Source organism: Azospirillum sp. (assembly GCF_050789165.1).
On the sequence record NZ_JBOZRT010000026.1, the window covers coordinates 1 to 15,753 of the forward strand.

Here is a 15,753-nt window from a genome sequence, read left to right on the forward strand (position 1 = left end):
AGCGTCATCAAGATGGGCGGGCCGGCGATCGCCGGGCCGATGCTGTGGCCGCTGCTGGTGATGGCGCTGGCCTTCACGCTGTACTTCGTCACCGTCGTGCTGCTGCGCGTCAAGGCCGAGATCATCGGCCGCAAGGTGCAGACGCTGCGCTTCTCCGAGGCGCGCGGCTGACGGGACCTGTTTGTTTTCGATCAAAGCATGCGGCCCCAATTGTGCCGTATGCAGTGGGTATGATCTGAACCGCCGAACGGACACGACCAGTTGAGCGCCATGACCGAGTTCTTCGCGATGGGCGGCTACGCCGCGTATGTCTGGCCCGCCTACGCACTGGCGGCGCTGGTGATGGTCGGCCTCCTGGTGGCCTCGCTGCGCGGCCTGCGGGAGCGCGAGGCGACGCTGAAAGCGCTGGAAGGGAGCCGGCCGACCCGCCGCCGCTCCCGCCGAGAGGCCGCCGGCCATGACGGCGCGGCGGCGGAGATGGGTGAAGGATGACTCGCAAGAAACGCCGCCTGTACATGCTGCTGCTGGCCCTGCTCGGGCTCGGCACGGCGACCGCCCTGACGCTGACCGCGTTCCAGGACAACCTGGTGTTCTTCTTCAGCCCGTCCGACCTGCAGACCAAGGTCGCCGAGGTGAAGGACCGCAGCTTCCGCCTCGGCGGGCTGGTCGAGGAAGGCACCGTCAAGCGCCTGCCCGACGGCGTGTCGGTGGAGTTCCGCGTGACCGACGGCGTCTCCGTGGTGCCGGTGGCCTACCGCGGCCAGCTGCCCGACCTGTTCCGCGAGGGCCAGGGCGTGGTGGCCGAGGGCAAGCTGCGCCCCGACGGGGTCTTCGTCGCCCGCGAGGTGCTGGCCAAGCACGACGAGAAGTACATGCCGCCTGAGGTGACCGACGCGCTGAAGCGCGCCGAGCACTTCAAGGACACCGCAAAGACGCTGAAGCAGTGAGGTTTCGGTGATTCCCGAACTCGGCCATTACGCGCTGGTGCTGACGCTGTTCGTGGCGTTGGTGCAGTCCACGCTGCCCATGGTAGGGGCCGCCACCGGCAACCGGGCCTGGATGAACGTGGCCCGCCCCGCCGCCTTCGCCCAGGTGGCGATGATCGGCGTCGCCTACGCGGCGCTGACCTGGGCGCACGTGGTGTCCGATTTCAGCGTGCTCAACGTGGTCAACAACAGCCACTCGCTGAAGCCGATGCTCTACAAGGTGTCTGGCGTGTGGGGCAACCACGAGGGCTCGATGGTGCTGTGGGTGGTGATGCTGGCGGCCTTCGGCGCCGCCGTCGCCACCTTCGGCCGCAACCTGCCCCCCACCCTGCAGGCCCGCGTGCTGGCGGTGCAGGGGATCATCTCCGTCGGCTTCCTGCTGTTCATCCTGATCACGTCCAACCCGTTCACCCGCGTCGTCCCGGCGCCGCTGGACGGGCACGACCTCAACCCGCTGCTGCAGGACCCCGGCCTCGCCTTCCACCCGCCGTTCCTGTACGCGGGCTACGTCGGCTTCTCGATGGCCTTCTCCTTCGCGGTCGCCGCGCTGATCGAGGGCCGGGTCGATCCGGCCTGGGCGCGCTGGGTGCGCCCGTGGACGCTGGCCGCCTGGATCTGCCTGACCGCCGGCATCGCGCTGGGCTCCTGGTGGGCCTACTACGAGCTGGGCTGGGGCGGCTGGTGGTACTGGGACCCGGTGGAGAACGCCTCGTTCATGCCGTGGCTGGCCGGCACCGCGCTGCTGCACTCCGCCATCGTGGTGGAGAAGCGCGACGCGCTGAAGACCTGGACCATCCTGCTGGCGATCATCACCTTCTCGCTGTCGCTGATGGGCACCTTCCTGGTGCGCTCGGGCATCCTCACCTCGGTGCACGCCTTCGCGGTCGATCCGGCGCGCGGCGTGTTCATCCTGGTGCTGCTGGCGCTGGCCACCGGCGGCTCGCTGCTGCTGTACAGCTTCCGGGCGCCGACGCTGAAGGCCGGCGGCGTGTTCCGGCCGATCAGCCGCGAGGGCTCGCTGGTGCTGAACAACCTGCTGCTGTCCACGGCGACGGCCACGGTGTTCATCGGCACGCTGTACCCGCTGTTCCTCGACGTGCTGAACCTCGGCAAGGTGTCGGTGGGCGCGCCGTTCTTCAATTCGACCTTCGTGCCGCTGATGATCCCGCTGGTCGCCGCCATGGGCGTTGGCCCGTTCCTGGCCTGGAAGCGCGGCGACCTGCCGGGCGTGATGGGCCGGCTGTGGGTGGCGCTGGTGGTGACCGCGCTGGCGGTGCTCGGCACCGTGTGGGCGATGGGTGGGCCGGTGATGGCGCTGGTCGGCATCGCCATGGGCGCCTGGGCCCTGGTCAGCGCGCTGACCGAGTTCGCCGAGCGCATCCGCCTGTTCCGCGTCCCGGCCGGCGAGAGTTGGAGCCGCGCCGCCAACCTGCCGCGCAGCGCCTGGGGCATGACCATCGCGCACGCCTTCCTGGGGATCGGCATCATGGGCATGACCGCGACCTCGTCGTGGAACGCCGAGCTGATCAAGGGCATGAAGCCCGGCGACACCGCGACGGTGGCCGGCTACACGCTGCACTTCGAGAACGTCCGCCCCGGCTTCGGCGAGAACTACCGGGCCGAGGTCGGCACCTTCCGCGTCACCAAGGACGGCAAGGTCATCGCCACGCTGGAGCCGGAGCGCCGCTCCTACCCGGTGTCGCGCCAGACCACGTCGGAGACGGCGATCCACACCACGGCCTTCGCCGACCTCTACGTGGCGCTCGGCGACCCGGACGCGCAGGGCCTGTGGGTGGTGCGCATCTACCACCACCCGCTGCTGCCGTGGATCTGGATCGGCGCCCTGGGCCTGGTGTTCGGCGGGCTGGTCTCGCTGTCCGACCGCCGCTTCCGCATCGGGGCACCCGAGCGCCGCCGCAAGGGCGGCCCGGCCATGCAGCCGGCCGAATAAGAAACGGAAACAAGAAACCATGCGCCGCCTGATCTACATCCTGCCGCTGCTCGTGCTTGCCGTGGTGGCCGCCTTCTTCTTCGTCGGCTTCAACCGCGACCCGAAGCTGGTGCCCTCGCCGATGATCGGCAAGCCGTCGCCGGCCTTCTCGGTGGCCGGCCTGCGCGGCAACGACGGCACGGTGTCGAACGCGACCTTCGAGGGCAAGGTCACGCTGGTGAACTTCTTCGCCTCGTGGTGCGTGCCCTGCCGGGTCGAGCACCCGCTGCTCATGGAGCTGTCGCGCACCAAGGCGGTGACCATCGTCGGCGTGAACTACAAGGACAAGCCGGAGGACGCCCAGACCTGGCTGCGCCAGCTCGGCGACCCGTACGGGGTGATCGGCGCCGACCGCGACGGCCGCGCCGCCATCGACTGGGGCGTCTACGGCGTGCCGGAGAGCTACATCATCGATAAGGCGGGCGTGATCCGCTACAAGCAGGTCGGCCCGATCACCGAGGACGTCTGGCGCACCGAGATGGCGCCCCTGATCAAGGAGTTGTCCAAGTGAGAACTCCCATGGTGAAGCGCCTGATTCTGGCCGCCGTGCTGGCGGCGGGGCTGGGGGCGGGACTGACCGGACCGGCCCTCGCGGTGAACCCCGACGAGATTCTGCCCGACCCCCGGCAGGAGGAGCGGGCGCGCGAGGTCAGCAAGGAGCTGCGCTGCCTCGTCTGCCAGAACCAGTCGATCGACGACTCCAACGCCGAACTCGCCCGCGACCTGCGCATCATCGTGCGCGAGCGCATCAAGAAGGGTGAGACGAACGAGCAGGTGCTGCAGTACGTCACCGACCGCTACGGCGACTACGTGCTGCTGAAGCCGCCGTTCAAGGCGACGACGCTGCTGCTTTGGGCCGGGCCGTTCGTCATTCTGGCGTTCGGCGCGCTGGGCACCGCGGCCTACCTGCGCAACCGGCGCGCCGCCGGCGGTGCGGCCGGCGACACCGCGCCATTGACCGAGGACGAGCGCCGGCGCCTCGACGCGCTTCTGCGCAAGGACGGGATCTGATGCTGTTCTGGATACTCGCGGCGGCGCTGACGGCCGTCGTGCTGCTGATCATCGTGCCGCCGCTGCTGAAGGCCCCGAAGGCCGAGGCCGCCAGCCCGTCGCGCGGCGCCTATGACCTGGAGGTCTACCGCGACCAGCTGTCCGAGCTTGAGCGCGACCGCGGCCGCGGCCTGATCACCGACGCGCAGATGGAGGCCGCCAAGGCCGAGATCGCGCGGCGCATGCTGGCGCTGGCCGACGAAGCCAAGGCGGGCGCCGCGGGCGCCGGCCAGGCGAACCGCACCAGGACGGTGGCGGCGCTGCTGGCGGTGGCGATCCCGCTGGGCGCGCTGGTGATCTACCTGCCGCTCGGCCGGCCGGACCTGCCGGCGCAGCCGCTGGCGTCCCGCGACCTCGCCGCCGAGGAGCGCCAGATGGACGGCGGCCCGCCCGCCCCGGTGATGGAGGCGGTGCAGAAGCTCAAGAAGCACCTGGAGGACAACCCCAACGACGCCCGGGCCTGGACCCTGATGGGCCAGACCTACGGCCGGATCGGCCGCTTCGATCAGGCGGCGGAAGCGCTGAAGCGGGCATCCGACCTGCAGCCGGACAGCCTGGAGGCCAAGTCGGCCTACGCCGAGATGTCCACCGCCGCCAACGGCGGCACGGTGACCGAGGAGTCGCTGCGCGTCTTCCAGGCGATGCTGGACAAGGACCCGAAGGACTCCCGCGCCCGCTTCTTCCTGGCGCTGTCCCGGCTGCAGGCCGGCGACGCCAAGGGCGCGCTGGACGGCTGGGTGGCGCTGGTCGCCGACACCCCGGCCGATGCGCCGTGGCTGCCGGTGGTGCAGGCCCGCATCAAGGAGGCGGCGACCGCCCTGAAGCTCGACGTCGCCAGCGTCATGCCGAAGCCGGCGCCGCCGCAGAACCACCCGACGGCCGGCGGTCAGCAGGGCGGCGACGCCGACCAGGACCGGCAGATCCGCCAGATGGTGGAGCAGCTCGACGCCAAGATGCGCGCCAACCCGGCGGACGTGGACGGCTGGCTGAAGCTGGCGCGCTCCTACTCCGTGCTGGCCGAGCACGACAAGGCGATCGAGGCCGCCAAGCAGGCGCTCGACCGCGCGCCGACGCGGGTGGAGGTGCGCATCGCCTACGCCGACGCGCTGCTCGGCCGCGCGCCCGAGGACGGGCCGCTGCCGGCCGACGCGGTGGCGGCGCTGCGCGAGGTGCTGGCGCTCGACGCGGCCAACAAGGAGGCGCTGTGGCTGCTCGGCCTCGACGCCGCGCAGGCCAACCGGCGCGACGAGGCGGCCGAGCTGTGGAACCGCCTGCTGGCGCAGATGGACCCGAAGGACCCCGACCGTGAGACCGTGCGCCAGCGTCTCGCGTCGCTGAAGAGCGGCGGCTGATGCGGCCGGCGCCTTAAGGCGCCGGCCGCATCAGCCTCTCGCACATTTCTGCGCAATGTGCTGCCGGGTTGGATCAAAGGCGCCTGATGGAAGCCATCAGGCGCCTTTGATATGAGGGAACACCGGCGCTCCGCTCCGGTTGAGCATCCTGAGGCAGACCGGGAGGAGCGCCATGGCCGACTCACGTTTCCAGTGGCCGATCAACGTGCCCGAGCCGATGGGCCGGGACGTGGCCCGCGACATCGGCTTCGTCGAGGGCGAGGATTTCGTCAACGAGGGCCGGATCTTCTGGTTCGACGGGATCGAGAAGGCGATGCAGTTCAACCGCGCGCTGGCCGACGAGCCGCACAGCGGCCGCGGCTCGCCCGACGACGCGAAAGTCGAACCCGAAGACAAGACGGTGCCGCACCGGTGAGCGGAGCGGTCACCGACAACGCCGCCGCCAGCCGCTTCGAGCTGGCCGAGGACGGCGCCGTCGCGTTCGCCGAGTACCGCGTGCGCGACGGGCAACTGGTCTTCACCCACACCGAGGTGCCGGACAGCCTGTCCGGCCGCGGCGTCGGCTCACGCCTGGCGAAGGGCGCGCTCGGCCTCGCCCGCGCGCGCGGGCTGCCGGTGGTGGCGGAGTGCCCGTTCATCGCGGGGTATATCCGCAAGCACCCGGAGTTTCAGGACCTGCTGGCAGGGTGAGGGCAAGCGCGCTACGGCCCCGCCTTCAGCGCGATGTCCACCGTCTCCACCGCGCAGTCCGCCTTGGCGGTGCAGTACCGGTACTCGATGCGCAGCGCGCCGTCGTTGCGGTCGGCGTCGCCGAAGCGCACCCTCCCCGGCCCCTCCAGCGGCAGCGCGGCGCGCACAGTGCCGGCGCGGCCCTTGCCCTCGGCGCGCACGGTGGTCGGGAACTTCACCGCGATGTGCGGACGCACCAGCGCCGGGGCGTCCACCCGCACCATCGGCGGCTCGATCCGCACGCCGTCAAGCGGGTGCACGCTCAGCACCAGCGATTCGCGGTTGCCCTCGCGCTCCAGCGCCGCGCCGATGTCGGCGCTTTTCGTGCGCAGCGACCATTCGCGCTCCGCCCCGGCCGCGGCGGCCGGCACGGCTCCGGCCAGCAGCGCCGCCACCCACAGTCTCCGCATCGCCCCACCCCGCTTCGCCCGTGCCCGAGCCGGCGATGATGGAACCCATCCGGCGGCGAGCGCAAGCGACGGGGTGTCGCTGCCCCCCTCTGCCGGGTTCCGCCCGCCGCGCCGCCCTGCTACATAGAGCGACAAACCTGATAATCGGGAGGGACAGCGCATGCAGATCCAGGGACTTTCGGCCATCGTCACCGGCGGCGGCTCCGGCATGGGCGCCGCGACGGCGCGCCACCTCGCCCAGCAGGGCGCCAAGGTCACCGTGCTCGACGTCAACGAGGACGCGGTGCTCAAGGTCGCGCACGAGATCGGCGGTCTCGGCATGGTCTGCGACGTCACCGACTCCGCCTCGGCCGAGCGCGCCTTCGAGCAGGCCCGCGCCGCGCACGGTGCGGCCCGCATCGCCGTCAACTGCGCCGGCATCGCGCCCGCGCAGCGCATCGTCGGCCGCGAGGGCGCGATGCCGCTGGAGAACTTCCGCCGGGTGATCGAGGTGAACCTGATCGGCACCTTCAACATCCTGCGCCTCGCCGCCGCCGACATGGCGAAGCTCGACCCGCTGGACAGCGGCGAGCGCGGCGTGATCGTCAACACCGCCTCGGTCGCCGCCTACGAGGGGCAGATCGGGCAGGCGGCCTACGCCTCGTCGAAGGGCGGCATCGTGGCGCTGACCATCTGCGCGGCGCGCGACCTCGCCCGCAGCGCCGTCCGCGTGATGACCATCGCCCCCGGCCTGATCGGCACGCCGATGCTGCTGACCATGCCGCAGGAGGTGCAGGACAGCCTCGCCGCCTCCGTCCCCTTCCCCAAGCGGTTCGGCCGCCCGGAGGAGTACGCCCGCCTCGTCCAGCACATCGTCGAGAACGAGATGCTGAACGGCGACGTGATCCGCCTGGACGGCGCCATCCGTATGGCCCCGCAATAACTTATATGCTCTGATTGCCCCGCGGGAGGGCACGCGGCCCTCCCGCCCTTCTTCATCGAAAGAGCCTCCATGCCCCCGAAGCCGTTGCGAAAGGCCGCCGCTGCTCCCGCCTCCCCCGAGGCGCAGGCGATCACCCAGGCGCTGCTGCGCGCCGCCGACCAGCTCGCCATGCCCGACCGGGTGCTGGCCAAGGTGATCGGGGTGCCGGACGCGACGCTCGCCCGCCTGCGCGGCGGCGAGGCGCTGCCAGAGGAGGGCAAGGCGCAGGAGCTGGCGGTGCTGTTCACCCGGCTGTGGCGCTCGCTGGACGCCATCGTCGATGGCGACGGCAAGGCGGCGCGCGAGTGGATGAACCACCACAACCCGGTGCTCGACGGTACGCCGATGGAGACGGTGCAGACCATCACCGGTCTGGTGGAGGCAATCCACTACCTCGATGCGCCGAAGCCGATTTTCTGACGGAACTTCCGGGTGCACCGCAGCATTTGTTGACTCAGGTCAAGGTCGCTTCCTGGCGGCTTGGCCTATGCTGTTCGGCAGATAGCCACGAGGTGCACCGATGAAGCCGGCCCGTTCCCAGACCACCCGCCCCATGTCGCGCGCCCAGCGCGTCCTGGCGCCGATGGCGCCGGCGATCAGCAGCATCCTGATGGGCATGGCCTGCGTCGGCGGCGGCGCCGGGCTGGTCGCCTCCTTCCTGGAGCAGAACGGGGTGGGCCTGGCGCTGTCCGCCACCCTGCTGGTGGTCGCGGCGGAGCTGTACTTCAGCAGCCGCCCGCGCGAGGCGTGAGGGCGGCCGGGTCCGTCGTCCCGGACTGGTCATTCCCCTGCGCCGGCCGGCCGTGCTAAGTACACCCGTCGCTTGCAGCGTTCGGTTGGTGGGGCATGGTCGGAAACCACGGGGGCAACGTGCCTGACCTCGGCGTTGCGCTGAGCGCCCACTCGGCCGGCCGCCTCGACGAGGCCGAAGGGATCTACCGGGCCCTCATCGAGCAGAACAGGCGCGACAGCGACGCCATCCATCTCCTCGGCGTCATCCACGCGCAGCGGGGCGACTTCCAGACGGCGGTGGAGCTGATCCGGCGGGCGCTGACCATCAAGCGCACCCCGGACTACTGCGCCAACCTGGGCAACGCCCTGCGCGACCTGGGCCGCTTTGACGAGGCCGTCACCGCCTACCGCGCCGCGCTGGGCCTGAACCCGCGCGACGCCAACACGCAGAACAACTTCGGCGTCGCGCTCAAGCGCATGGGCCGGCCGGAGGAGGCTCTGGCCGCCTACCGCGCCGCGCTGGACCTCAACCCGCGTTTCTCCATGGCACACTCCAACCTGGGCAACGCGCTCCAGGATCTGGGGCGTCACGAGGAGGCGGTCGCCGCCTACCGCGCCGCGCTGGACGCCAACCCGGCCTACGCCGAAGGCTACGGCAACCTGGGCAACGCGCTGAAGGCCCTGCGCCGCTACGACGAGGCGCTGGCCGCCTACTGCGCCGCCGTCGAGATCAACCCGCGCTACGCCGCCGCCTATTCGAACATGGGCTCCACGCTGCACGAGCTGGGCCGCCTGGAGGAGGCCGAGGCCGCGCTGCGCATGGCCCTCGACGTCGATCCGGCCTATGGGGACGCGCACTTCAACCTGTCCCTCGTCCTGCTCCAGACCGGGCGCCTCGCCGAGGGCTGGAGCGGGTACGACTGGCGCCTGGAGAAGGACCGCCACCGCCCCTCCCCCAGGCGCGTCATCGAACGCCCGCTGTGGAACGGCACCGCTCCGCCGTCCGGCAAGCTGCTCGTCTGGAACGAGCAGGGGGTGGGCGACGAGGTGATGTTCGCCGGGCTGATCCCCGACGTGCAGCGCACCGGCGTGCCCTGCGTCCTGGAATGCGCGCCGCGGCTGGTGCCGCTGTTCGCGCGCTCCTTCCCCGGGGTGGAGGTGGTCGCCCGGCGGGCCGACGGGCAGGTCGCCGACCGGCTGCCGGAGGTCGCCGCCCAGATCCCGAGCGGCAGCCTGCCCCGCCTGTTCCGCCCGACCCTGGAGAGCTTCGCCGCCACGCGTTCTCCCTACCTGACGGCCGACCCGGCGCGGCGCGACGCGCTGCGCGCGCGCTACGCCGACGGGCGGCGGCTGGTCGGGCTGACCTGGTCCACCTGCAACCGGGAAAACGGGTGGATGCGCACGCTCGACCCCGCCGCCCTGGCGCCGCTCCTGGAAACGCCCGGCGTGCGCTGGGTCTGCCTGCAGTACGGCGACCCGGACGCCATGGCGCGCGAGATGGCGCCGGTGGCGCCCGGCCTGCTGATCGACCGCGAGATCGACCAGCTGGCCGATCTGGATGCCTTCGCCGCGCAGGTCGCCGCCATGGATCTGGTGGTCACCATCGACAACTCCACGGCGCACTTCGCCGGCGCGCTCGGCGTGCCGACGTGGGTGCTGCTGCCGCACGTGGCGGACTGGCGGTGGCTGCTGGAGCGCGAGGACAGCCCCTGGTATCCGACCCTGCGCCTGCTCCGCCAGGACCGCCCCGGCGACTGGAACGGCGTGGTGCGGCGGGCCGTCCGAGACCTGGCCGCCTGGAGCAACGGATGAAGTGCGCGGTGATCACGCCGGTCGGCCCGGGGCACGACTCCGACTACGCCTCCTGCCGGCAGAGCGTGGAGACGGCCTGGGCCGCCAACCAGGGACCGTTCCAGGCGCTGGAGATCCTGCCGATGTGGGACCTGGAGGGCCGGCACGGCCGCTCGGCGCGGCGCAACGACGGCATCGACCAAGCCGTCGCGATGGGCTGCGACTGGATCTTCTTCCTGGACGCCGACGACCTGATGGCGAGCTGGGCCTTCGAGCGCTTCGCCCGGTATGCCGACGCCCACGACGCGGTGTGGGGCCTGATCTGCGAGAACGTCTACGGCACCGACAGCATCGCGTTCCGCGAGGGGCAGCTGCCGGCCACCGACCGCCTCGCCGACATCCTTACCGCACATCCGGTCCACACGCTGCAGATGGGGCATTTCGTGCGGTCGTCCGCCGCCGCCGCGGTGAAGTTCGACGTGGCGATGAACTGCGGCGAGGACTTCAAGTACTACCTCGCCCTGTGGCGAAGCTTCCGCTGCGCCAAGGTCGAGGACGTGTTCTTCATCAACCGGCGCGGCCACCATTCCACCGGCCCGCGCTCCGCCGACGGGGCGGCGTGGGAGCGCGCCGTGCTGGATCTTCTCAGGCAGGCCAGAGAGGGACGGCTGTAACGTCCCGGCCGCGGGACACCGGCCGAAAACGCAAAACGCGGCCCCGCCTTCGCAGGGCCGCGTTTTCCGTACTACCCGAAGCGCCGTCGCTTACTTCAGGTTCCCCTTCGCCATCGCGCCCAGGCGCAGGCGGAGCGCGTTCAGCTTGATGAAGCCCTCGGCGTCTTTCTGGTTGTAGACGCTGTCCTCCTCGAAGGTCACGTAGTCCAGGCGGTACAGCGAGTTCGGCGACTGCCGGCCGACCACCGAGACGTTGCCCTTGAACAGCTTCAGACGCACCGTGCCGTTCACCACCTCCTGCGTCTGGTCGATCAGCGCCTGCAGCGCGAGGCGCTCCGGGCTCCACCAGTAGCCGCAGTAGATCAGCTCGGCGTAGCGCGGCATCAGCTCGTCCTTGAGGTGCGCCGCACCGCGGTCCAGCGTGATGCTCTCGATGCCGCGGTGGGCGGCCAGCAGGATGGTGCCGCCCGGCGTCTCGTACACGCCGCGCGACTTCATGCCGACGTAGCGGTTCTCCACCAGATCCAGGCGGCCGATGCCGTTCTCGCCGCCCAGGCGGTTCAGCTCGGTCAGGATCTGCATCGGCGACATCGCCTTGCCGTCGATCGCCACCGCGTCGCCGCGCTTGAACTCGACCTCGACGTAGGTCGGGGTGTCCGGCGCCTTCTCCGGGGCGACGGAGCGGGTGTACATGTCCTCGTCCGCCTCCTGCCACGGATTCTCCAGGGCCTTGCCCTCGTAGGAGATGTGCAGGAGGTTGGCGTCGGTGGAGTACGGCGCCTCGCCGCGCTTGTCCTTGGCGATCGGGATCTGGTGCTGCTCGGCGTAGTCGATCAGCTTGGTGCGGCTGTTCAGGTCCCACTCGCGCCACGGCGCGATGATCTTGATGTCCGGGCGCAGGGCGTAGTAGCCCAGCTCGAAGCGGACCTGATCGTTGCCCTTGCCGGTGGCGCCGTGCGCGACCGCGTCGGCGCCGACGAGGTTGGCGATCTCGATCTGGCGCTTGGCGATCAGCGGCCGGGCGATCGAGGTGCCGAGCAGGTACACGCCCTCGTACACCGTGTTGGCGCGGAACATCGGGAAGACGAAGTCGCGCACGAACTCTTCGCGCAGGTCGTCGATGAAGATGTTCTCGGGCTTGATGCCCAGCAGCTCGGCCTTCTTGCGCGCCGGCTCCAGCTCCTCGCCCTGGCCGAGGTCGGCGGTGAAGGTCACCACCTCGCAACGGTAGGTCTCCTGCAGCCACTTCAGGATCACCGAGGTGTCCAGGCCGCCGGAATAGGCGAGCACGACTTTCTTGATCTCTTTGCCGGGAGCAGCGCTCATGGGAAGGCTCATGCGCAAGGAAGGGGAATAAGGTGCCGGACCTTAGCCCCGCCGCGCCCCCGAATCAATCGGCGTCCGGAGTTTCCGCGGGAGCCGCACGCGCGTCGTCCACGAACGGCCAGCGCACGTAGGCGAACACCCACAGCGCCACGATGTCCGCCCCGTTGATCAGCAGCACCAGCACCCACAGCGGGCTGCGCCCGGCCTTCGCCAGCATCCAGCCGCCGAACACCATCTTCAGCAGCAGCAGGATCGCGATGACCAGGTTCGCCCACCACAGGTCGAGCGTCAGGATGGCCTGCCACGGTTCCCAGTAGAGCGCGCGCAGGAGATCGGCGAGGGCGTCCATCAGGCGGTCCTCCGCGGCTTGCGCACCTTGGGCGCCTTCGGGGGCAGCACCGGCCAGCGCCGGAAGGTCAGCATCCCCCACACCAGCAGCAGCCCGACCACCGGCACGAAGACCAGGAACGCCCAGCCCGGCGCGAAGCCGGCGCGCCGACAGATCCGCGCCAGCGGCCACACCGCCAGCACGTTGAAGACGAACAGCACCAAGCCGGGATCGACGGCGAACTGCGCCTGCACGGACGGACCCTCCCTGAACGCCGCGCCTACATGCCTCGCCCCTCCCGGCTTGTCGAGGACGAAGTTGGGACCGCCGCCTGCCGTCCGTGCATCGCAAGGCCCACCGGTGCTACCATGGGGCGCTTTCCACCACGCGCCCGCCCCGTGAACACCCTCACCGCGCCACCGCCGCTGGCCGCCACCACCGCGCCGGCCGTCTTCGTCCGCTTCCGCATCGGCCTGCTGGTGCTGGTGCTGCTGGTGGTGATGGGGCTGACGGCCGCCGCCGTCACCGGCATCGTGCACGACCGCGCCCAGGCCGAGGAGGAGGCGCTGCGCCACGTGCAGAACCTCACCAAGACGCTGGAACTGCACGCCCAGGGCGCCTTCCGCACCGCCAGCCTGGCCGCCGCCGTGGTCGCCGAGGCGGTGACCCCGCGCCCCGGCGCCGAACCGCCCGCCGACGATCAGGTGCGGCGCCTGATGACGCGGCTGATGGCCGACGACGCCACCATCCGCAACCTGACGGTCACCGACGCGGACGGCTGGGTGCACCTGGATGCGGTGCCGCCGGTGCGCGGGATCCGCGTCGCCGACCGCGAGTACTTCAAGGCCCACCAGGGCTTGGTGGACCGCGGCCCCTTCATCTCCGCGCCGATGATCAGCCGGGCCAGCCGGGAATGGGCCATGGTCATCAGCCGGCGCATCTCCGACCCGTTCGACGGCTTCGGCGGCATCGTCTACGCCACCATCGACCTCAGCGCGCTCCGGCAGTTCTACGCCTCGCTGGACGTCGGCCCGCAGGGCAGCGTCACGCTGTGGACGCCCGAAGGCTACCTGCTGGCCCGCCACCCGGAGAGCACCGAACCGCAGTTCAGCCCGTCGCAGCTCGCCGCCGCGATCCGCGAGAACCTCGCCGGCCGGCGCGAGGGCGTGATGCACGGCCCCTCGACGGTCGATGGCGTCAACCGCCTCCTCGCCTTCCGGGCGGTGGAGGGGCTGCCGCTCTACGTCTCGGTGCGGCTGGCCGAGCAGGACTATCTGGCCGCCTGGCACGCCTCGATCTGGCAGAGCGTGCTGGTGCTGGCGGCCGAGATCCTGGTGGTGCTGGCGCTGACCGCGCTGCTGCTGCGCTACCTGCGCCGCCTGGAGACGACGGCCCGCGCGCTGCGCGACAGCGAGCACCGCGCCCGCGCCATCTTCGACAGCACCTTCCAGTACATGGCGCTGCTGGAGCCGGACGGCCGCATCCTGGCGGTCAACCGCGCCGGCCTCGACTTCGGCAACGAGCGCTTCGAGGACGGCGACCTGTCGTCCGCCGCCGGCTGCCCCGCCTGGAAGATGCGCGCGTGGCGCCGCTGCCCCGACTCGGCGGCGCGCATGCGCGACGCGGTGGAGCGCGCGGCCGCCGGCACCCTGACCCGCTTCGAGGCGGAACTGCTGGGCCTGGACGGGATGCACACGGTGGACTGCTCGGTCAAGCCGGTGCACGACGGCGACGGGCGCGTCGTCCTGCTGATCGCCGAGGCGCGCGACATCAGCGAGCGCAAGCGGATCGAGAACAGCCTGCGCCAGAGCGAGGCGCGGCTGCGCTCCTACCTGGACGCGGCGATGGAGGGGATCCTCGTCACCGACCGCACCGGGCGCTACGTGGACGCCAATCCCGCGGCCTGCGAGATCCTGGGCTACGCGCGGGACGAACTGCTGACGCGCAACGTGCGGGACATCCTGACCGAGGCGCCGCGCACCGCCGAAGGGCTGCCCGACATCTTCGCCACGCTGCTGCACACCGGCGCGTTCCGCGGCGAGACGGCGATGCGGCGCAAGGACGGCGTGCTCCGGCTGGCGGAGGTGACCGCCGTGCGGCTCGAAGCCGACCGCAACCTGAGCGTCATCCGCGACGTCACCGAGCGCCGCGCCGCCGAGGAGGCGCTGCGCTCCAGCACAGGCCGCCTCGGCGCGCTGGTTCAGGCGCTGCCGGACATCGCCTTCATCCTGGACGGCGAGGCCCGCTACCGCGAGGTGCTGGCCGCGCGCGACGATCTGGTCACCGTTCCGCCCCGGGAGGTGATCGGCCGCCACGCCACCGAGGTGCTGCCGCCCGACGTCGCCCGGCGGATGGCCGAGGTGATCGCCCGCACGCTGCGCAGCGCCCAGCCCCAGGCCATGGAGTACGTCCTCCAGGTCCCGGCCGGCCGCCGCTGGTTCGAGGCGCGCACCGCGGCGCTGCCGCCCGACTTCGGCCCGCGGCCCATGGTGCTGGTGCTGGCCCGCGACATCACCGAGCGGGTGCTGGCCGCCGAGCGGCTGGCCCAGGCCAAGGAGCAGGCGGAGGGCGCCAACCGCATCAAGAGCAACTTCCTCGCCACCATGAGCCACGAGCTGCGCACGCCGCTGAACGCCATCATCGGCTTCTCGGAGATCATGGTGCACCAGGTGTTCGGCCCGATCGGCAACGAGCGCTACGCCGACTACGCCCGCCACATCCAGCAGAGCGGCACCCATCTGCTGGAACTGATCAACGACGTGCTGGACATGTCGAAGCTGGAGGCCGGGCGCTACACGCTGGAGGACCGCGTGATGAAGCTGGACGCGGTGCTCGACGCCTGCCTGACGGTCAGCGCGGTGCCGGCCGAGGCCGGCGGCGTGGCGCTGGTCCCGGCGGTCTGCCAGCCGCTGCCGCGCCTGCGCGGCGACGAGCGGGCGGTGCGGCAGGTGGTGCTGAACCTGCTGTCCAACGCGGTCAAGTTCACCCCGCCCGGCGGCCGGGTGACGCTGTCGGCGGGTCCGGCGCCGGGCGGCGGGCTGGAGCTGACGGTCGCCGACACCGGCATCGGCATCGCGCCCGAGGCCCTGGAGACCATCGCCGAACCGTTCCAGCAGGCCGACAACTCGATCAGCCGCCGCTTCGGCGGCACCGGCCTGGGGCTGGCGATCAGCCGCAACCTGATGGAGCTGCACGGCGGCTCGCTGAACATCGTCAGCGAACCCGGCCGCGGCACCACGGTCACCGTGCGCTTCCCGGCGGAGCGGGTGGTGCGGGAAGCGCAGATGGAGGCGGCATCATAAGCCCTCCCCTGCCTCCGGCGGGGGAGGGCTGGGTGAGGGCAAGTTGTTCCCGTGAAGCCCGCTGCCCCCACCCTTCCCAGGCTGCGCCTGGGCCCCTTCCCTCCCCCGCCGGAGGCAGGGGA

The 15,753-nt window shown here is 71.2% G+C and carries 18 protein-coding genes; 14 read left to right on the plus strand and 4 right to left on the minus strand.

Features of this window, described 5'->3' with window-relative positions; genetic code table 11:
* The first annotated feature begins 270 nt into the window (after positions 1 to 270).
* From ccmD to ACRWK7_RS04805, 8 genes are all read left to right on the plus strand, one after another.
* Positions 271 to 492 (plus strand): heme exporter protein CcmD, encoded by a 222-nt coding sequence (ccmD, locus tag ACRWK7_RS04770; RefSeq protein ID WP_431855049.1) that lies wholly within the window; start codon positions 271 to 273, stop codon positions 490 to 492.
* Positions 489 to 947 carry a cytochrome c maturation protein CcmE gene (ccmE, locus tag ACRWK7_RS04775; RefSeq protein ID WP_431855050.1) on the plus strand — a complete coding sequence of 153 codons (459 nt, stop codon included), beginning with the start codon at positions 489 to 491 and terminating at the stop codon, positions 945 to 947. The genes ccmD and ccmE overlap by 4 nt, the downstream gene beginning before the upstream one ends.
* A 7-nt stretch (positions 948 to 954) precedes the next feature.
* Positions 955 to 2,937: a heme lyase CcmF/NrfE family subunit gene (locus ACRWK7_RS04780; RefSeq protein WP_431855051.1), complete on the plus strand. Its 1,983-nt coding sequence runs from the start codon at positions 955 to 957 to the stop codon at positions 2,935 to 2,937.
* 19 nt (positions 2,938 to 2,956) lie between these two features.
* A complete protein-coding gene (locus ACRWK7_RS04785) occupies positions 2,957 to 3,487 on the plus strand; it encodes a DsbE family thiol:disulfide interchange protein (RefSeq protein WP_431855052.1) in 531 nt (176 codons plus the stop codon).
* Between the two features lie 11 nt (positions 3,488 to 3,498).
* Complete coding sequence (locus tag ACRWK7_RS04790) at positions 3,499 to 3,987, plus strand: cytochrome c-type biogenesis protein (protein ID WP_431855080.1); 489 nt, start codon at positions 3,499 to 3,501, stop codon at positions 3,985 to 3,987.
* On the plus strand, positions 3,987 to 5,378 hold the full coding sequence (gene ccmI / locus ACRWK7_RS04795) for a c-type cytochrome biogenesis protein CcmI (RefSeq protein ID WP_431855053.1): 1,392 nt from the start codon (positions 3,987 to 3,989) through the stop codon (positions 5,376 to 5,378). Before ACRWK7_RS04790 ends, ccmI begins: the two co-directional genes overlap by 1 nt.
* A gap of 172 nt (positions 5,379 to 5,550) precedes the next feature.
* Entirely contained in the window at positions 5,551 to 5,793 is a 243-nt protein-coding gene (locus tag ACRWK7_RS04800; RefSeq protein WP_431855054.1) for a hypothetical protein, read from the plus strand.
* Complete coding sequence (locus ACRWK7_RS04805) at positions 5,790 to 6,068, plus strand: GNAT family N-acetyltransferase (protein ID WP_431855055.1); 279 nt, start codon at positions 5,790 to 5,792, stop codon at positions 6,066 to 6,068. Before ACRWK7_RS04800 ends, ACRWK7_RS04805 begins: the two co-directional genes overlap by 4 nt.
* A gap of 11 nt (positions 6,069 to 6,079) precedes the next feature.
* Here the strand turns inward: ACRWK7_RS04805 and ACRWK7_RS04810 are convergent, their stop codons facing one another.
* A complete protein-coding gene (locus ACRWK7_RS04810) occupies positions 6,080 to 6,517 on the minus strand; it encodes a hypothetical protein (protein ID WP_431855056.1) in 438 nt (145 codons plus the stop codon).
* A gap of 160 nt (positions 6,518 to 6,677) precedes the next feature.
* Here ACRWK7_RS04810 and ACRWK7_RS04815 point away from each other — a divergent pair, with 160 nt between their 5' ends.
* From ACRWK7_RS04815 to ACRWK7_RS04835, 5 genes are all read left to right on the plus strand, one after another.
* Complete coding sequence (locus ACRWK7_RS04815; protein WP_431855057.1) at positions 6,678 to 7,439, plus strand: SDR family NAD(P)-dependent oxidoreductase; 762 nt, start codon at positions 6,678 to 6,680, stop codon at positions 7,437 to 7,439.
* A gap of 69 nt (positions 7,440 to 7,508) precedes the next feature.
* Complete coding sequence (locus ACRWK7_RS04820) at positions 7,509 to 7,898, plus strand: antitoxin Xre/MbcA/ParS toxin-binding domain-containing protein (protein ID WP_431855058.1); 390 nt, start codon at positions 7,509 to 7,511, stop codon at positions 7,896 to 7,898.
* A gap of 100 nt (positions 7,899 to 7,998) precedes the next feature.
* Positions 7,999 to 8,229 carry a hypothetical protein gene (locus ACRWK7_RS04825; protein ID WP_431855059.1) on the plus strand — a complete coding sequence of 77 codons (231 nt, stop codon included), beginning with the start codon at positions 7,999 to 8,001 and terminating at the stop codon, positions 8,227 to 8,229.
* Positions 8,230 to 8,348: 119 nt separating this feature from the next.
* The gene (locus ACRWK7_RS04830; RefSeq protein WP_431855060.1) at positions 8,349 to 10,022 is read left to right on the plus strand and encodes a tetratricopeptide repeat protein; all 1,674 of its coding nucleotides are present in this window, start codon (positions 8,349 to 8,351) and stop codon (positions 10,020 to 10,022) included.
* Positions 10,019 to 10,675 (plus strand): glycosyltransferase, encoded by a 657-nt coding sequence (locus tag ACRWK7_RS04835; protein ID WP_431855061.1) that lies wholly within the window; start codon positions 10,019 to 10,021, stop codon positions 10,673 to 10,675. Before ACRWK7_RS04830 ends, ACRWK7_RS04835 begins: the two co-directional genes overlap by 4 nt.
* A 90-nt stretch (positions 10,676 to 10,765) precedes the next feature.
* Here the strand turns inward: ACRWK7_RS04835 and ACRWK7_RS04840 are convergent, their stop codons facing one another.
* The 3 genes from ACRWK7_RS04840 to ACRWK7_RS04850 form a co-directional block, all read right to left on the minus strand.
* The gene (locus ACRWK7_RS04840; protein ID WP_431855062.1) at positions 10,766 to 12,001 is read right to left on the minus strand and encodes an argininosuccinate synthase; all 1,236 of its coding nucleotides are present in this window, start codon (positions 11,999 to 12,001) and stop codon (positions 10,766 to 10,768) included.
* Between the two features lie 64 nt (positions 12,002 to 12,065).
* Complete coding sequence (locus tag ACRWK7_RS04845) at positions 12,066 to 12,350, minus strand: hypothetical protein (RefSeq protein ID WP_431855063.1); 285 nt, start codon at positions 12,348 to 12,350, stop codon at positions 12,066 to 12,068.
* Positions 12,350 to 12,583, minus strand: a complete 234-nt coding sequence (locus ACRWK7_RS04850; RefSeq protein WP_431855064.1) for a hypothetical protein — start codon at positions 12,581 to 12,583, stop codon at positions 12,350 to 12,352. Before ACRWK7_RS04850 ends, ACRWK7_RS04845 begins: the two co-directional genes overlap by 1 nt.
* A gap of 144 nt (positions 12,584 to 12,727) precedes the next feature.
* Here ACRWK7_RS04850 and ACRWK7_RS04855 point away from each other — a divergent pair, with 144 nt between their 5' ends.
* Positions 12,728 to 15,631 carry a PAS domain S-box protein gene (locus ACRWK7_RS04855; protein WP_431855065.1) on the plus strand — a complete coding sequence of 968 codons (2,904 nt, stop codon included), beginning with the start codon at positions 12,728 to 12,730 and terminating at the stop codon, positions 15,629 to 15,631.
* Positions 15,632 to 15,753 lie beyond the last annotated feature (122 nt).

Coding starts and splice junctions, on each gene's coding strand:
- ccmD (WP_431855049.1), top strand. CDS start 271: ATGACCGAGTTCTTCGCGATGGGCGGCTACGCCGCGTATGTCTGGCCC.
- ccmE (WP_431855050.1), top strand. CDS start 489: ATGACTCGCAAGAAACGCCGCCTGTACATGCTGCTGCTGGCCCTGCTC.
- ACRWK7_RS04785 (WP_431855052.1), top strand. CDS start 2,957: ATGCGCCGCCTGATCTACATCCTGCCGCTGCTCGTGCTTGCCGTGGTG.
- ccmI (WP_431855053.1), top strand. CDS start 3,987: ATGCTGTTCTGGATACTCGCGGCGGCGCTGACGGCCGTCGTGCTGCTG.
- ACRWK7_RS04800 (WP_431855054.1), top strand. CDS start 5,551: ATGGCCGACTCACGTTTCCAGTGGCCGATCAACGTGCCCGAGCCGATG.
- ACRWK7_RS04810 (WP_431855056.1), bottom strand. CDS start 6,517: ATGCGGAGACTGTGGGTGGCGGCGCTGCTGGCCGGAGCCGTGCCGGCC.
- ACRWK7_RS04815 (WP_431855057.1), top strand. CDS start 6,678: ATGCAGATCCAGGGACTTTCGGCCATCGTCACCGGCGGCGGCTCCGGC.
- ACRWK7_RS04820 (WP_431855058.1), top strand. CDS start 7,509: ATGCCCCCGAAGCCGTTGCGAAAGGCCGCCGCTGCTCCCGCCTCCCCC.
- ACRWK7_RS04825 (WP_431855059.1), top strand. CDS start 7,999: ATGAAGCCGGCCCGTTCCCAGACCACCCGCCCCATGTCGCGCGCCCAG.
- ACRWK7_RS04835 (WP_431855061.1), top strand. CDS start 10,019: ATGAAGTGCGCGGTGATCACGCCGGTCGGCCCGGGGCACGACTCCGAC.
- ACRWK7_RS04840 (WP_431855062.1), bottom strand. CDS start 12,001: ATGAGCGCTGCTCCCGGCAAAGAGATCAAGAAAGTCGTGCTCGCCTAT.
- ACRWK7_RS04845 (WP_431855063.1), bottom strand. CDS start 12,350: ATGGACGCCCTCGCCGATCTCCTGCGCGCGCTCTACTGGGAACCGTGG.